Below are 16,567 nucleotides of genomic sequence, written 5' to 3'. Positions count from 1 at the left end.
TCATGCGCCGCCAGAACTGCGACCCGTAGGTCCGCTCCAGTTCACCCTTGCTGTTGACCAGCTCGGTGATCCACTCGGTCCCGACGTTGTCCACATACTGGGGCTTCTGTTCCTGATTCCACATGACCTTGGCCCCGGCCAGCGGATCGTTGAGGTCGATATTGGGGAAGGGCACCCCGGCCACATAGTTGAACATCTCGCGCCCGTCGGGCGAGATCTCGACCTGGCCGGAGTATTTCTCGGTCGCTTCCTGGAACAGCTTGGGCAGCGGGATCTTGATCGTCTTGATGACCCTCAGCTCCATGCCCTCGTTGACGTACCAGGCGATCCCCGGGATGATCAGCTCGCCGGCTTCGGCCATATTGTCTTTGGTGAACACCTCGCCGGTATATTCGTGTTCAGGGCCGGTACATTCGACCAGGGTACATTGATCATAGGCGTTGACAGGAGCCGCCAGGCCCAACGCGCCAACGGCCAGCGCGGCGCAGGCGGTTCCCAAGAGTTTTTTCAGCTTCATGGTATTGCCCTCCCTGGAGGAGTCTGCGTCATTTCCTACAGCCAAGAGGAGGAGGAAGAGAGGTGACGACAGGGGAGGATAGAAGGCGAAGATCTGAAACGAGGAGATTGTGTCAAAGTCTTCTTACTTACGGGCTACCCTGTTCAACTTAGAGAGCGTGGTGGGGCGCGTTCCATGGCATCGTCTCCTTTCTGTCCAGACTGGACGGCTTCTTCGCTAGGCGGCCTGTTGGACCTTGTCTCTCAGCAGCTTGGCGATGATCTGGTCGATGACCTGGTCGGCCAGGCTGCGGACCTCGTCCCGGGTTTTGGGCTGGATCGGATGCTGGACCAGAATCGGCTCGTAGTCCGGCATGCCGAGCGCGGTGCACTGGGCGTGGGCCGCCCCGATGAATTCGGTGGTGGTTACATTGGCGGTCGGGATTCCCTGCTCTTCAAAGTAGACGACATCGTGCGAACTGCACGAAATGCAGCCCCCTCAATCGCTGAGGGCTTCGATGATGGCGTCACACTTCTGGCTGAGCTCGGCTTTCAGCGGCTCGGGCGCGGTCCGGGCGACCGTCGGCTTCATACGACGCAGGACGTCCTTTACCCCGTACTGCTCACGCAGGACTTCTTCCACTCGGTCGAGGAAGAAGGCGCCTTTAGCCTTGCTGATATCGAGCAGCCCGACCGTCTTGCCGGCCAGACTCTCCAGCCGCGGGGCGAAGGCTTTCCGCTCGCGTTCGACGACATCCGTCGGGTCAAGTAATATATCTCCCATTGAACACCTCCTTGTTCAGGTTTGAATTTCTTTGGTGGTGATACGGCTGCCGGCGTCAAACCCGGCCCAGCCCTGGACGGCTGCGGAAAAGCGACCGGCCGTGCCACCGGCCACAATGATAACAATGTTCTCCGGTTTGGGAAACTTGGGAAACAGCGTGTCGTCAGTCGGCGGCGGACGGTCTTTCTTGGGCGTCCTGAGCATGCTGACACCGGCTCCCTCGCCGCCATTCACGCCGGGGCGGAGTTCACGCAGCGGACGGCGGATGTTCTCGTACAGAAACTGGCGCAGATCGTGTTTTGACCAGCCGTCCTGGGCGAAGGTTTTGGCGTGCTCGGGGCAAACGACCAGAACGGTATCCGAAAAGAGCGGGTAGTTTTTATGGTTCCACAGTCCGGCCATGGTCCAGCCCAGGGACAGCGCCAACTGCTCGGCGCTGCGGCTGGCGTGATCGTTGATCTGCAACGGGGAGTGGCCGCCGAACAGGGTCACGGTGCTCTGCTCGGGGCGAAAGCCTTTTTCAACGTGCAGCGGCTCCCAGGGGCTCTCTTCCTCGTTTTCACCCACGCAGAAGGTGTACTGGGCGGGGTGGCCCATGGTTGCCTTGGTGATTTCGTGGGGCTTGGCGCCGCCGATGTTGATAATCATCAGCCGCAGGGCGCGGCCGATGGTCGCGTTGGCCCGGAAGCCGTGGCCCATTGCGTTATGCCCGCAGTTCACCCCGATCTGGTGACGAACCGGGCCGTTGATAATCGTCATTGGCGAGGCCGAGAAGGTCGTGACATTGATACCGTGAATGCAGAACTGCTCTTCACATATGGCCTCGACCGCAGCCAGAACCGTCGGAAAATACGACGGGTGACAGCCCGCCATGACCGCATTGATCGCAATCTTCTCCACACTTGCCCGGCCGTAATTGGGACCGATGGTGCCGATTTCCTCTTTCGGATCACGCGCTGTGGCGGCCAGCATGCGCGCCACCCGCTCCTGGGTGGGCGGGACAACCGGCAGGCCGTCCGTTACCCCCCGCCCATACAGCAGTTCAACTGGATCGTCTTCTTGGACCTCAATGCGTTGCGAGGCCAGGTGTGCTGAGGCTGCCATGCTGCGGGCCCTCCTTAGTTATTTGATGGCCTGGGGATTCACCGGCGAGCCGACCGCTCCGGTAATCGTCAGCGGCGGGGCGACAAACATGAACTCGTACATCCCGTCGGCCGCGCAGTCGTCGGCTAATTCTTCGAGGTCAAAAATCTCGCCCACCAGCATGCCGGCGTGCACAATCAGAATCATGTGCAGGGGTTGGAAGATATCGGGCGTTTCATTTGGAATGACCTCGGTGCCCCAGGTGTCGGTGGCATAGCCGGCGACCTGCTTGTCACACAGCCACGTCGCGCACGCCACACCCAGTCCCGGCGCATCGCCGCCGCTGTAGGTGCCCCAGTCGTTTTCGGCCCGGACCTGGGCAATCTGGCCGGTGCGAATAATGACGATGTCGCCGGTCCCGACACTCACCCGTCCCAGCGCGGCCGCGCCGTCGAGGTCTTCTGGTTGAATCGCTTCTCCGGGCTCCAGCCAGTTTTTGCCCTTATAGCGGGGGATATCAAGCAGCACGCCGCGAGAGATAATCTTGCTTTTGGCGTTTTCGATGCCGTTTCTTTTGGCTCCGCTGCTGGTCACGACCTCCGCCCCGTAGCCGTTGTACATCTTGTCTTTGTACAGGATATGGGCCAGGGCGTCCCACTGGGTGGCGCACTGGAGCGGCATGGTCACCGCGTCGTCGGTATATTGCAGATTGGGCAGATGTTTCTGGGCGCCGACCGCGATGTCACCCCCGTCCTGGAGCATGAAGTGAATGGGATTGAAGCGACCAAAGGCGCCGGTCTGGGGACCTTTATCGTCAAAGGGGATGGCCAGTGAAATGGTTTTGCCCTGGGTGACCAGTTGGGCGGCGCTGACCACTTTCTCGGGGGTGATGTAGTTCAGGGTGCCGAGCTGATCCTCAGAGCCCCATTTACCCCAGTTTTTGTACTTTTGGGCCAGGGCTTCGATGTCTGCCATTGAGTATTGTTGTCCCATATCCTGCGCTCCTTTTGCTCAACGCCTGTCTTCCCATATCTGACAGCCGTGCGTCAAGACACAGAGGCGCTCTGGGCGACCGGACAGACAGAGCATGCCGTCCGGCGGCTCAGGTGCCGAGCCGCGTACCGGGCGTTTGGGGCTGACCCTTGAGGAATTCGGTAATGGCCAGGCGTTTTTTTCCGGCCAGCTGCACTTCTTCGAGAGCCAGGACGCCCCGGCCGGTGGCGATCAGCAGCTGGTCCGGGGCGGACGGCACGACGGTCCCCGGCGCCACGCCCGAGACTGTAGACGGCATCACCCGGGCGGCGGAGATTTTGAGCAGCCTGCCCCGCAGGCTGGTATAGGCCGACGGCCAGGGATGGAAGGCCCGGATGCGTCGTTCGATGCTGAGCGCGTCCTGGGTCCAGTCGATACGGCCGTCTTCTTTTTTGATCGCCGCAGCGTACGTCACCTGGCTCTCATCCTGCGGTCGGGCGACGAGCCGGCCGTGCTTGAGCAGCTCCAGGGCCTGGTCGAGCGACTCGGCGCCGAGCACGGACAGTGTGTCGTGCAGGCTGCCGCCGGTTTCGGTGTCGGCGATGGGACAGGTCTTTTGCAGCAGAATAGCGCCCGCGTCCATGTGTTCATTCACCTGCATGATGGTGACGCCGGTCTGCCGCTCGCCATTGGCAATCGCCCACTGAATGGGTGCCGCCCCCCGGTACTTGGGCAGCAGAGAAGCGTGGACATTGATGCAGCCGTGGGGCGGCAGGTCGAGCAGACTCGTGGGCAGCAGCTTGCCGTAGGCCGCAATCACCAGCAGGTCGGGCTGCCAGTCGCGCAGCCGGGCCACGACCTCGGGCGGGCGCAGCTTGGCAGGCTGAAAAACCGGAATGTCGTGTTCGAGGGCGCAGGCTTTGACCGCCGAGGGACGTAGCGCCATGCCTCGACCGGCCGGTTGGTCGGGCTGGGTGACCACACCGACGAGGGTGTCTGGTCCCTCAATCAGAGCCCGCAGTGACGGCACGGCGAAGTCCGGCGTGCCCATGAAGACGAGACGCAGGGGTTTCACCGTGTCCGTAGAAGGGAACGATGCGTTCTGCCTGGCACGCTGGTCGTCATCGTTCGGTGTCAAATTGCTGCTTGAGCGGGCGACCTTCACGGATCAGCTTCTTGACCCGCCGGCTGTAGATGTCACGCTTGAGCCGGCTGATGCGGTCGATGAACAGTTTGCCGTCAAGATGGTCGATTTCGTGCTGCAGGGCCACGGCCAACAGGTCTTCGGCCTGCAGGGTGATTTCTTTCTGGTCAAGCGTCCAGGCGCTGACCTCGACTTTGGCGGCCCGTTTGACCTCGGCGGTATAATCAATGACGCTGAGACAGCCTTCTTCCCACACCACAGAGCCTTCCCTGGCGGTGACACGTGGGTTGACCAGCTTCAGCAGCTCCTTGCCGGGTTCTTCATGATTCACGTCGAGAACGACAACGCGCTGGGTTGTCCCGAGTTGGGGGGCGGCCAGACCCACACCCGGCGCGTCATACATGGTTTCCACCATGTCTTCGATCAGGCGCGCCAACTCGCCGTCCATGTGCTCGACCGCAGCCGAGGTTTTGGTCAGGCGCAGGTCCGGAAAATGCAGAATGTCTCGTATCATCAGGTCCCCATGGGTGAACGATGTTTGCTGATTTCTATAACATGCTATACGGATCGACATCAACGATTGTCCGTAGGCGTGGCTTGGCCGGACCGAATTCCTGGACGAGTGCGTGGCGAACCTGCCGGATCAGACCGTGCAGGGCGCGCGCCTGTTCACCCTTGAGCAGCAGCTGCCAGCGGACCCGGCCTTTCATCTTTTCAATCGGCGCTGGCGCCGGACCCAGCACCAGCGCCTCTGGAACGCGGTCTTGGATGAGAGCCTGCAGACACTCGGCAAAGCGCTCGGCATAGGCCACGACTGCTTCGCTATCGGCGCCCTCAAATCGAATATTCACCGCCCGGGCGAACGGCGGGTAGTCGAGCTGTCTGCGGTAGTCCAACTCCTGGTCGGCAAAACGGCTGAAGTCGTGTTGGAGCGCAGCCCGGATACTGTAATGGTCGGGCGAGTAGGTCTGGATGATGACCCGACCCGGCTCGTCTCCGCGACCGGCTCGACCCGCCACTTGAGCCAGCAGCTGAAAAGTCCTTTCGGCCGCTCGGAAGTCAGGCAGGTTGAGAGAGACATCGGCCAGCACGACGCCGACCAGGGTGACCCGTGGCACATCGTGGCCCTTGGCAATCATCTGGGTCCCGATCAGGACGTCCAGTTCTCCCGCCCGCCAGGCGCCTAAAATCCGCTCCAGCGCGCCGCGCCGGCGGATCGTGTCGCGGTCAAGACGACCGATCCGTGCGTCGGGCATCAGCTGGCCGAGGGCTTCCTCAACCTGCTGGGTCCCGACTCCGCTATCTTTCAGCGACGCACTCGAACAGCTCGGACAGCGCTCCGGTGGAGGTTTGGAGAAGCCGCAGTAATGACAGCGCAAGGCGTGGTGTGTGCGATGCCAGGTGAGCGTCACGCTGCAGTGCGGGCAGAGCAGCGCTTCCCCGCACTGCTGACACTGGAGGTAGTTCGCATACCCCCGCCGGTTCATGAACACCAGACTCTGCCGGCCGGCTTTGTGGTTTTCCACCAGGGCCTGCTGGAGGGGGGCTGAAAAAATTCGATCCGCACGGCTTGGCTGGGCGTCCGATTGCGGCCGACCCTGGCGGCGCAGGTCCACCACCTGCACCTCCGGGAGCGGACGTGAGGCAATCCGCTGGGGCAGACTCAGCAGGGTATAGCGCCCGGACTGGCTATGCAGGTAGCTTTCGAGCGATGGGGTGGCCGAGCCCAGGACCACCGGACAGGAGGATATCCTGCCACGGACCACGGCCAGGTCTCTGGCGTTATACCGGACCCCCTCTTCCTGCTTGTAGGCGCTGTCGTGCTCTTCATCGACTACGATCAGGCCCAGTTGGCTTACCGGAGCAAAAATCGCCGAGCGGGCACCGATAATGACCCGAGCCTCTCCGCGTGCGATGCGTTGCCATTCTGCCCGGCGCTGGCTGGACCGTATACTGCTGTGCACAACGGCGACCTGCGATCCAAAACGTTGTTGGGCGCGCTCGACCAGTTGGTGGGTCAGCCCAATCTCGGGGACCAGCATCAGCACCTGCTTGCCGCTGCGCACGACGGTCTGCGCGGCGTGGATATACACCTCGGTTTTCCCGCTGCCGGTTACCCCGTGCAGCAGAAACACCCGAAAAGTTTCGGATTCGAAGCCTGCGGTGATCTGTCTGCAGGCTGCCATTTGTTCGGCCGAAAGGCGTAAAAGAGGGGCGCTGGCCGCAGCCCCGGCCGGAGCCGCCGAAGCGGCTTTGGGCTGTCGTGTCCGCGGCATATGCTCTCGGACGGTGAGCAGTTGGTGGGCTTCGAGGCTGTGCAGAATTTTTCCTATCGGTAAGCCGGGAAAGCGTCGGCCGAGGGTCTTTGTGGTGACCCGTTTTTTGGCCAACACGAAATCCAACACCATTTTTTCTCCGCCACTCAGCTCTGGCGGGTTCGGCTCGGCAGCGGCTGAGGACCGCTCACGAACGTCCGAAGTATCTGAAAGGGCCAGGCTTTTGACTTTTGACGGTTTGACCGGGCTCACCACCCGGGTACTCTCGCTACGCAGGCCGCTGGGCAGCATCGTGCTCAGCATTTCCCCCAAGGCCACCATATAGTACTTGGCTGTCCACTGCCACAATTCCATCATCTCTTCAGAAAAAACAGGGACTTCATCAAGAACATCAAGAATATCCTTCAAGTCCTTGTCAGTTAAGTCATGCGACGTGCTGACCCGTGTCACCACCCCGGTCATTTTCCGACGACCAACCGGCACAAGAACCCGTATGCCAGGGGTGAGGCGAGCCCGAAACGCCTCGGGAATGGCGTAGGTCAACTCTTCGTGGTGACTGATCGGGGCGGTGACCACCACAAAAGCGAAAGTAAAAGATGAAGTTTTCGATTCAAGCATTTGACAATATGCTTTTTGTTTGCAATATTAAGTGCCTGAAAAGACTAGAACTTGGAACTTTTATGACGGCTCTTGTGAGCGGCATAGGGGATTTCTTTCAAAAAGTCCTCCGACCCGTTTCGGTTTCATTCCGAGGGGAGAAAACCTATCTGACCCTGGACATCGGGACAAGCGCGGTCAAAATGCTCGAAATACAGGACACCGATGGCGCCCTGCAGGTCATGCAGGCCGGTATTGAGCCCCTCCCGTCAGACACCGTCCAGGCCGGCCTGATTCACGATCCGGCCAGACTTTCCGCTTCTCTCCAGGGCCTGATAGAGGCGCATCAGATCAAAACCACCGATGTGGTCACGGCCCTGCCTGGCTCTGTCGTGGTCAGTAAGCGTCTGACTCTTCCAGCCCAGGAACCGAGCGAGCTGCACCAGAGCATTTTGTTCGAGGCCGGCAACGTCATCCCCGAGAGCCTCGAAGATATGAGCCTTGATTACCAGGTACTGAGTCGGACCGAAGACGCCCAGACTGTCGATGTTCTGCTCGTTGCAGTCCGCAAAGACGTGCTTGAGGGGTATGTGACGGCGATGCGTCAGGCCGGCCTCGTGCCGCGTATCGTTGATGTTGACTATTTTGCCCTCGAAAACGGGTTTGAACTTAACTACCAAGCCGAGCCCGACGAGACGATTGGCCTGATTGATATTGGCGCGCAGTCCGCTGCCATTCATATCGTCAAAGATGGGCAGTCGGCGTCTACCGCCGAGGTGCCAGTTGGCGGGCAGCACCTCACTCACTTCCTCACCCAGGAGTTGGGTATTGACCACGGGCAGGCCGAGAGGCTCAAGCTGGGTGCTGAAGATCAGGACGCCGTCCAGCCCCTTCTCGCCCGAGCAGCCCAGCACTTGGTGGATGAAGTCCAGCGTGGACTGCGCTTTGCCTGGTCGGACACGGGCCAGGACCAACTGCATACGATTTATGTCAGCGGGGCCAGCGCCCGTCTGCCGGGCCTCGTTCCGACCATGGCGGCACGTCTGGGGGTAAAGACCGAGATTTTTGCACCCTTCCGCCTGCTGGACGTGCATCCACACGTTGATGACGTATGGCTCGACCGCCATGCCGCCAGCTTTGCCATCAGTGTTGGGCTGGCCACCAGACGACCGGGGGACAGGTGAGTATTCGGATCAATCTTCTCGCCGATGTCGGCCAAGAGATCAGCCCTTCACACCGAACGGAGGGCGTCCTTGCCGGCGCGCTGCTTGTGGCAAGCCTGGGCACCTTTGGCTCAATGTACACCGCACAGTCGAGCCAAGCCCAGGCTCTCATCGCGCAGCAGGGCCGTCTGGAAAGCGAATTGGGTCCTCTGCGTGAGCATGCCGCGGCTCTCCTCAGCCACCGGCAAGAGCAAGCCCGGATGGAGGAGAAAATCAATCTTATTCAGGAACTTCTGTCCTCTCAAAGCCGGGCCAGGGCGGTGCGGATTCTGGACGATCTGAGCGTCCATACGCCTGAATTTGCATGGTTGACGGAGTTCGCCGAGCGCGCTGGCTCGGCCAGGCTTGAGGGGCGGGCGGTTGACAACCAGACGGTTGCCTCCTTCGCCCATAATCTGGCCCAGTCGGCCTACTTTGAGAACGTTGAGATCCGCGAAACGGTCCGAGAGCAGGTGCCGGCCGGAGCGCCGTCGCTCACCCGCTTTGTGATTGAGAGTGGGGTGACCGATGGGCGCAATACCTCGGCCGGGCTGGCAGCCGAGGCTGCTGAGCGGCCATTGACACAGGAAAAAGCCGATCAGCTGCGGGAGTTTATCGAACAGACACGCTGAGCGTGATGGGGCCATATGTTGGACGATTTTTTTGATCTGCGCCTGCAAACCCGCCTCTTGGTGTACGGTTTAGCCGTTGCCCTGCTGGCCGGGGGGTACCTGTCTGGCCTCCATTTCCCGCAGGCAGACCAGATCGCCCGTTACCACACGAAGCTCGCCGCCCTGCGGGCCGAGCGGCACCGCCTCCAGATCCAGGTGGCCCAGGACGGGACAATCCGGGACAATGTCGCCGCCACCGAGCGCCGCTTGACCGAACTCAGGACCCGGTTGCCCGAACACACTCAGACCGCACAGCTGCTGCGTCAGGTTGCGGGCCTCGTCCAGGCTGCTGGCCTGGAGGTGGTTCTGTTTCGGCAGCAGCCCGAGGTCAAAAAAACCGTATATGTCGAGATTCCTGTCGAGATGTCGGTCAGAGGCGGCTACCACCAGACCGCGCTGTTCTTTGACCGGGTCAGGCAGCTCGACCGGATCGTGCATATCGGCAGCCTGAGCATGAAAAAACCGGATCAGGAGACGGCTGGGGCCGGCGGTCAGGTTGAAACGTCCTTTTTTGCCACAACCTATCGCCTGCTCAGTGAAGACGAACTGGCCGAGCAGGCCACGCATGAAGAGCGGGCATAAGAGGGGGAAGGACAAAGTCGCCATGTGTGTGTCTTGGACCGAACCCGCCGTCGCCCGGAGCGTTGCGTGCCTGGGCGCAATCCTTGCCATGCTGATTTGCCCCGGTTGGGTGTGGACGCAGGTGGAGCCCCGACCGGCAGAACCCGCAGATGCGCAGGACGCTTACGATCCAAGGGGCAAACGCGACCCGTTTTCTTCCCCTTTTTCGCAGCTGAGCGAGTCTCCAGAGCCGAGTGCCGAGCTCCACAGCCCGCTGCAAGGGATTGAACTGGAGCAGGTCCGGCTGGTTGGCATTGTCATGAATACCGAACACGCCAGAGCCCTGGTCGAAGATCATACCGGCTCTGCCTACGTTGTGAGTCCGGGAACGCAGATCGGGCCACGGGGAGGCGTGGTGAAAACGATTGAACCACGCCGGATCATTATCGAGGAGTACGAGGCCAACGTGTCCGGCAAGCCGCAGCGCACCCAGCATGAACTCACACTGATGGCGGCTACGGCTGCCCCAGCCCGGGAGACACAGCGCTAGGCTGGCGGTGCCAGGGCGGCCACGGGTATGACGATGCGACAGGGATGGATGATACAGGCGTCAAGGACAGCGGTCGGAGTCTGTCTGGCTCTCGGCCTGGGCGCGTGTGCGGCCCAGGTGCCCGGCCCGACGCCGGCTGCTGTCCCAGCCATCACCGCGTCTGCCCGCCAGGTTGAACCGGCCGACCCGCTCCTGATCCAGGAAGTGCGCCTGACCGAAACGGCCGGACAGCGCCGCGTGCAGTTTCAATTTTCCCAACCGCCCCACGGCATCGATTATTTCCCCTTACGGGACCCGAGTCGTCTGGTGATTGATGTCCAAGGGCCGATTGCGTCCCAGCCCCAAGTCGAAACCTATGATACGCTGGACCAGCTGGTTTCAGCCGTGCGGATCAGCACCTACCAGGGCCGAATCCGTCTGGTCATCGATATGGAGAGCGAAGAGGTCCCCCCCTTTTCGGTCGACCAGCGCGAGAGTGTGATCACGGCCTATCTCGGCCACAAGCAGGACGTGTCTGCCACGCCCCAGATGTCGAACACCCAGGTGCTGATGGCTGCCGAAGACACCTCTGCCGATATTCCTGGAACGCCCGCCCCAGCGCGACAGCAGCCCCAGCCCTCCCAGCTGCCGGCCGATGCGGTACCCGAATCCGGACAGCGCAGCTCTGCCCTAATCGCTCGTGCCGAAGTCCCGGAACCGGCCTATACCGGAACACACATCTCGCTCGACTTCAGAAACGCCGATATTCACGATGTTTTCCGTATCCTGGCTGATGTCAGCGGTTTCAATATTATTGCCACCGATGATGTGCAGGCGCGGGTGACCCTGAAGCTCGTTGAGGTGCCCTGGGATCAAGCGCTCGACGTGCTGTTGCAGGCCAACGGGCTGGAGAAGATGCAGTCGGGCAATGTCGTGACGGTTTCTACCTCACAACGCCTGGAACAGGAACGCACTGCGCGTTTGGCGGCCAAACAGGTGGAACAGCAGCTCGCTGATCTTGAGACGGTCTATCTGACGATCAATTATGTCAAAGCGACCGAAGTGGTTGAATTGATCAGCCACGAAGCCGACTCCGACGGGGGTGGGGTGGCGCTGATGTCCCCACGCGGCACAATTGCTGCGGATTCCACCTCAAACGTTCTCATTCTGCGCGATACACCGGAGCATATTGTTGCCGTTCAGGAGTTGATAAAAAACATCGATATCCAGACGCCCCAGGTCATTATCGAATCGTATATTGTCACCGCCAGCGAAAATCTGGCGCGCGACCTCGGGATTCAGTGGGGCTCTCGTTATGCGACCGGTCCGGCGAGCGGCAATCCCACAGGTGTCAATTTTCCAGGTACCCTCGGCGTGGGTGGAGTTGGGGCGCTCGGAACCGGTGGCGTGCCGTTTATCGCCGATTTTCCGGCCGCGCTTGGTGCGCCGGCGCTGGATCTGTTCCTGGGTTCGCTCGACGGTTCGCAAGCCCTCAATCTGCGCCTCAGCGCGCTTGAAACCCAGGGTAAAGCCCGGGTCATTTCCCGCCCTCGGGTAGTGACGATCAACAACACCCCGGCCCAGATCCGGAATCGGCGCGAAGTCCGGGTTCCGATCATCTCCGGCAACACGGTGGTCGGCGGACCGGGGACGACTGGCGGAAGCGACGCGTTTGAGGAGTTTGATGTGGGTATTACCCTCGAAGTCGTGCCTCAAATTTCTTCGGATGGATATATCCTGCTGGAAATCAACGCCGAGAGCAGTGAGCTTGCCACCCCCAGCATTCCGGCCGGGTCGGGGTTTCCTCAGATCCCGGATGTGCTGACGCGGACGGCGAGTTCGAACATTCTGATCAAAGCCGGAGACACCTTTGTCTTGGGCGGCATTCTCCAGGATGACCTCAGACAGGACGAAACCGGGATTCCATACCTGCGCAATCTGCCTGGCTTTGGTTGGCTCTTCCGTGGCAAAAACCGGAGCAAAACCAAAGATGAACTGCTGGTTTTTACCACCCCGCGATTGACCGCTGGGGTGTCACCCGTCGGCTTGCCGACGGCTCAACAGCTGTGGGAGAAACGTTCCCGAAGACCGGGCGCGACTGCTTCGGATAGGCTGCCGCCGGCCGCTGGAACGGCCGCGGAGGGAGTGTGGCGGGAAGGAGGGCTGAGCGAAAGAGAGCGTGGCTGGGACACTCGGAGGCTTGACTGTTAGTGGTGAGGTGGGGCGGCGGAGTGGCGGAAGCGGGGGCAACACGCTTCTTAACTTCGAGCCTCCGAGTGTCCCTGTCGATGTGGTGGTTGGGTAGTGGTGGTTGTGGAATGACAGGGATGAGATAGGGGTGAGGAGGGGGAAACTTTCCCTTAAGTGTTGTCCTCACCCCTATCAGAAAAATTGCCTCAAGGCAAGATTACGACACAGGTGTGCCTACTCAAGAGGAAGGAAAACATCAGTGTTGAGGGGGAGTGGAGAGGTGGAACAGACCTCAGGTCAGGACGGTGGGCTGGCAAGGAATGGTGGTTGGGATTCCTGACCTGAAGGTCTGTCTGTATGCCGGACAACATCATACTGACCGGCTTCATGGGGACTGGCAAGACCCAGGTCGGCAGACGTCTGGCCAAGCGGTTGGGGTGGCGGTTCATCGACACAGACCTCATTATCGAGCAGGAACTCGGCACCTCTATCCGACAGCTCTTTGCAGAAAAGGGAGAAGCCTATTTCCGTGGGCAGGAACGGCGGGTGATCGCCCGGGTGTGTCAAGACCAGCGGTGCGTGATCGCCACCGGCGGTGGGGCAATTGTCGATCCGGCCAACGCCCAGCAGCTGCAAAACAGCGGTTTGCTGATATGCCTGACCGCGACGCCTGAGGTCATTTTCGCCCGGGTACGAGGGAACACCGACCGTCCGCTCTTACAGGCCGAAGATCCCCTGTCGACAATTCGGAGCCTGCTGGCACGTCGGTCCGATGCCTATGCCAGGGCACAGCTCACTATTGACACCTCACAGCAGAGTGTGGAACAGGTTGTTGCGGTCGTGCTGAACGCATATCGGGACTACGCCCGAGTCTAAGACAGTCCGGCCATCCACACGGCTGCATATGGAGAGCATTACGGTTGATCTCGGCCAACGCTCCTACCCCATCGGAATTGGGTCCGGAGTCCTGGCCAACCTTGGTTCGCTGCTGAGCGAGCGGGGCCTGACCACCAGGCGCGTTGCGGTGGTGACGGATAGCAATATCGCTCCGTATTACCGCGAGCCGCTGGTCACCGGCCTGAGCGAGGCCGGGTATGAACCGTGGGTGATCGTGCTGCCGCCCGGTGAACAGCGCAAGGACCTTGCGACGCTGTCCCTGGTGTATGACAAGCTGATCGAGGGACGGATTGAGCGCCGTTCTGCGCTGATCGCTTTGGGCGGCGGGGTGATTGGGGACCTGACCGGGTTTGCTGCCGCCACGTTTCAGCGCGGCGTCCCTTTTATCCAGGTGCCGACAACGCTGTTAGCCCAGATTGACGCCAGCGTAGGCGGAAAAACCGCCGTCAATCATCCGGCCGGCAAGAATTTGATCGGAGCCTTCTACCAGCCGCGTCTTGTCCTCATTGATGTTGATACGCTCACAACCCTGCCCCAGCGTGAGTTTGTGGCCGGCCTTGCGGAAGTGATCAAGTACGGCGCGATTCTGAGCCCGGACTTGTTTGTCCTCCTGGAAGAGCAACTCGACCGCCTGCTCGGACTGGAGCCCGTATTGTTGACCTCGATCATCAAGACCTGCTGTCAGCTCAAGGCGCAGGTCGTCGAGGCGGACGAGCAAGAGGCCGACTACCGGGCAATCCTGAACTTCGGCCATACGCTGGGCCACGCCGTTGAGAGTGCGACCGGCTATGGACGGTTCTTGCACGGTGAGGCGGTCGCCATCGGTATGGCGTTCGCCGCCAAGCTGTCGCTGCAACGTGGTCTGTGCCGAGCGGAAACCCGCGACCGTCTGGTGCGCCTGATCAGACGGGCCGGCTTACCGGTTGATATCCCGCCGGATATTGCCGAACAGTACCTCCGCACCGCCATTGAGGCAGACAAGAAGGTCTCGGCCGGCAGCGTCAAATTCGTGTGTCTCGAACAGCTCGGAAAGACTCGCTTTGAGTTGCTGAGCGCCACCGACATCGTCCGTCACGTATCTCAGTGAGCGTCCCCATTCATCATCCGCTTGGCCTGTGTACAGGCCGATGTTGATTACAGGAATGAGACGTTATACCCTGAGATGGACCACACGCTCAGGCCCCCATAGGTGTTGTATGAACGTATCGAAGCAGGCAGCAGTGTCTCATCTCTGTCTCGCCCTCATGCTCTCGGGATGCTCCTCAATGAGCACACAGAATTCAACGCTGACCCCCGGACCGCCACCGGCTTCAGCCCAGGCCCAACCGCCCGCCATCACCGAACCGGAACTCCAGGCCAGCTCCCAGAACGATCCATCGCTAACCCAGGGAGAGAACGTCGAGCGCATGGACCAGGCGCTGGCCCGTTCGCTTAATAAATATGACGCTCGCCGGAATGCCCACAGCCAGGCTGGTGGGGAATCGTCCCCTGCCGCCGCCGGCGGTGTGGCCGATACAGTCCCAGGGGCTGGTGGCGGCGCTTTTCCCGAGCTGGGAGCGGGCGGCTCAATCGCCTCTTCTGAGGTATCGGGAACCGAGACGAATCCGCAGGTTCCTGCTGGGGCGCTTGGAGGCTCAACCCAGGTCTCCGACGTGACGGAGCTAGGCCCGGCCCTGGGGAGCCCGCCTGGGGGTGGCGAGGAAGAAACGCCGGACAGGACCGCCGGACGGGTGCCGATAGGACGGCGGCCGGTTCTTGGCAGCGGCAGGCTCCCGGAAGACATTCCTGCTGCCGATAACGACAGCGTCCTCGAGGCGCAGATCCGGGCGGCAGCCATGCAAGAACAGGATCCGCACATGCGGGAACGGTTATGGAACGAATACCGTCGCTACAAGGGGCTGCCGGTACAAGAATAGGCGCGCTGAGGTGCCAGGTGGAATTGGTGAAAACGTGTACCGTCTACCTGGTGTGTGTCGCCCTGACGCTCTCAGGCTGCGCCGCCAGCCCAGGATTGAGGCCGACTCACAGCGTCGGATTGCCACCCTCGTCTGCCTCAGCCCGCGCTCCCGCGCCCAAGCCGATCAGCAATGCACCCAGACTGGACATTATTGTTCCGGTCTTTGATCCCGGTCTCTCCGAGGGTGTCGCCGAGGACGGGGTATGGCCGGAACTGCGACGGGCCGAGGCCAACCGCTTTGCCCACAAACTGAAACTGGCGCTCGAAGAGACTGGCGCCTTTGGGGCCGTTCGGGTCACCCCCGATGCGACCGCAACCGGCGACCTGTACGTGATAGGCACAATTCAGGAATCAACCGGCGAGGAAGTCGCCATCAACCTGGAAGTCCGGGATATCTCCGGCGCCGACTGGTTTGCCCAGTCCTTCAGCCATACGGTCGCCTCCAGTTTCCACACAAACATCCGCAACACGGGCTTGGACCCCTACGACCCGGTGTTCAGGAACGCCGCCTCTTACCTGGTCGAACAGCTCAAGCAGCGGCAGGCCGCCTCCCTGGAACAGCTGAAAATGCTGACCGACCTCCGCTTTGGCGTCAGCCTCACCGAGGAAGCCTTCTCCGAACATCTCAAAATGGAAGCCGGTCAATTCGCTCTGGCCAGTTATCCCAGCAGCGATGATCCGATGCTGCTGAGGACTAAGGCCGTTCGTGTCCGCGATCAGCTTTTTGTCGATGATCTGCAGGACAACTACCGGGTGTTCAGCGATAAGATGGACGCCAGCTACCTGGTCTGGCAGGAACACAGCTTGGCCGAACGTGAGGCGGAGAGACAGACCAAGCGGAAAGCCCTCGTTCAGGGGATCGCCGGCGCCCTGCTCGTCGGCCTCGGCATTGCCGGTATGGCCATGGCGCCCCAAGGCAGCCTTGGCACGGTCGCGACAACCGCAGGACTCGCCAGCGGCGTGGCCGGTGCGGTCATGCTCGGCAAAAGCTTTCAGACGAACAAGGAGGCCAAAGTCCACCGCGATGCGCTCAACGAGCTTGGCGAGTCCATCGACGTTGAACTCGCTCCCCAGGTTGTCGCGTTTGAGCAAGACACCCAGAAGCTGACCGGGACGGCAAAAGAGCAGTTCGGTCAGTGGCGCGCCTTTCTCAAGAAAATGTACGAACAAGAGCGGACACCGGAGGTGGAACTCTAACAAGGGGAACGA

17 protein-coding genes are annotated in these 16,567 nt (G+C 61.0%); 9 read left to right on the top strand and 8 right to left on the bottom strand.

Translation table 11 applies throughout. The features are described from left to right. From J4F42_02630 to priA, 8 genes are all read right to left on the bottom strand, one after another. Nucleotides 1–517 (bottom strand): DUF1329 domain-containing protein (locus J4F42_02630; protein MCE2484384.1); only part of this gene is annotated, 517 nt, incomplete at its 3' end. A gap of 216 nt (nt 518–733) precedes the next feature. Beyond that, nucleotides 734–871, bottom strand: a complete 138-nt coding sequence (locus J4F42_02625) for a hypothetical protein (GenBank protein MCE2484383.1) — start codon at nt 869–871, stop codon at nt 734–736. 123 nt (nt 872–994) lie between these two features. After that, nucleotides 995–1,279 carry a hypothetical protein gene (locus J4F42_02620; GenBank protein MCE2484382.1) on the bottom strand — a complete coding sequence of 95 codons (285 nt, stop codon included), beginning with the start codon at nt 1,277–1,279 and terminating at the stop codon, nt 995–997. 15 nt (nt 1,280–1,294) lie between these two features. Continuing rightward, on the bottom strand, nt 1,295–2,383 hold the full coding sequence (locus tag J4F42_02615; GenBank protein MCE2484381.1) for a hypothetical protein: 1,089 nt from the start codon (nt 2,381–2,383) through the stop codon (nt 1,295–1,297). 18 nt (nt 2,384–2,401) lie between these two features. Continuing rightward, nucleotides 2,402–3,355 carry a cyclase family protein gene (locus J4F42_02610; protein MCE2484380.1) on the bottom strand — a complete coding sequence of 318 codons (954 nt, stop codon included), beginning with the start codon at nt 3,353–3,355 and terminating at the stop codon, nt 2,402–2,404. A 109-nt stretch (nt 3,356–3,464) separates the two neighbouring features. Further along, on the bottom strand, nt 3,465–4,409 hold the full coding sequence (gene fmt, locus J4F42_02605) for a methionyl-tRNA formyltransferase (protein MCE2484379.1): 945 nt from the start codon (nt 4,407–4,409) through the stop codon (nt 3,465–3,467). A 46-nt stretch (nt 4,410–4,455) separates the two neighbouring features. Next, nucleotides 4,456–4,992 (bottom strand): peptide deformylase, encoded by a 537-nt coding sequence (gene def, locus J4F42_02600; protein ID MCE2484378.1) that lies wholly within the window; start codon nt 4,990–4,992, stop codon nt 4,456–4,458. A 34-nt stretch (nt 4,993–5,026) separates the two neighbouring features. Next, complete coding sequence (gene priA / locus J4F42_02595; protein ID MCE2484377.1) at nt 5,027–7,372, bottom strand: primosomal protein N'; 2,346 nt, start codon at nt 7,370–7,372, stop codon at nt 5,027–5,029. A gap of 62 nt (nt 7,373–7,434) precedes the next feature. Between priA and pilM the strand changes: the two genes are divergently transcribed. The 9 genes from pilM (at nt 7,435) to J4F42_02550 (ending at nt 16,555) form a co-directional block, all read left to right on the top strand. Further along, on the top strand, nt 7,435–8,535 hold the full coding sequence (gene pilM / locus J4F42_02590) for a type IV pilus assembly protein PilM (protein ID MCE2484376.1): 1,101 nt from the start codon (nt 7,435–7,437) through the stop codon (nt 8,533–8,535). Next, on the top strand, nt 8,532–9,185 hold the full coding sequence (locus J4F42_02585) for a PilN domain-containing protein (GenBank protein MCE2484375.1): 654 nt from the start codon (nt 8,532–8,534) through the stop codon (nt 9,183–9,185). The genes pilM and J4F42_02585 overlap by 4 nt, the downstream gene beginning before the upstream one ends. Nucleotides 9,186–9,200: 15 nt before the next feature. After that, nucleotides 9,201–9,806 carry a type 4a pilus biogenesis protein PilO gene (pilO, locus tag J4F42_02580; GenBank protein ID MCE2484374.1) on the top strand — a complete coding sequence of 202 codons (606 nt, stop codon included), beginning with the start codon at nt 9,201–9,203 and terminating at the stop codon, nt 9,804–9,806. Between the two features lie 22 nt (nt 9,807–9,828). Then, a complete protein-coding gene (locus J4F42_02575) occupies nt 9,829–10,335 on the top strand; it encodes a pilus assembly protein PilP (protein MCE2484373.1) in 507 nt (168 codons plus the stop codon). Nucleotides 10,336–10,362: 27 nt separating this feature from the next. Next, on the top strand, nt 10,363–12,525 hold the full coding sequence (gene pilQ, locus J4F42_02570) for a type IV pilus secretin PilQ (protein MCE2484372.1): 2,163 nt from the start codon (nt 10,363–10,365) through the stop codon (nt 12,523–12,525). A gap of 336 nt (nt 12,526–12,861) precedes the next feature. Further along, nucleotides 12,862–13,380: a shikimate kinase gene (locus J4F42_02565; protein MCE2484371.1), complete on the top strand. Its 519-nt coding sequence runs from the start codon at nt 12,862–12,864 to the stop codon at nt 13,378–13,380. Nucleotides 13,381–13,408: 28 nt separating this feature from the next. Further along, nucleotides 13,409–14,488, top strand: coding sequence for a 3-dehydroquinate synthase (gene aroB, locus J4F42_02560; protein ID MCE2484370.1), 1,080 nt, complete (start codon nt 13,409–13,411; stop codon nt 14,486–14,488). Between the two features lie 178 nt (nt 14,489–14,666). Next, nucleotides 14,667–15,317, top strand: coding sequence for a hypothetical protein (locus J4F42_02555; protein MCE2484369.1), 651 nt, complete (start codon nt 14,667–14,669; stop codon nt 15,315–15,317). A 26-nt stretch (nt 15,318–15,343) separates the two neighbouring features. Next, nucleotides 15,344–16,555, top strand: coding sequence for a hypothetical protein (locus tag J4F42_02550; GenBank protein ID MCE2484368.1), 1,212 nt, complete (start codon nt 15,344–15,346; stop codon nt 16,553–16,555). Nucleotides 16,556–16,567: the final 12 nt, after the last annotated feature.

It is taken from the genome of Desulfurellaceae bacterium (assembly GCA_021296095.1).
Classification (GTDB): Bacteria; Desulfobacterota; Binatia; order Bin18; family Bin18; genus JAAXHF01.
The sequence above is the reverse complement of the archived record's forward strand: the minus strand, read 5'-3'. Positions and strand labels throughout refer to the sequence as shown.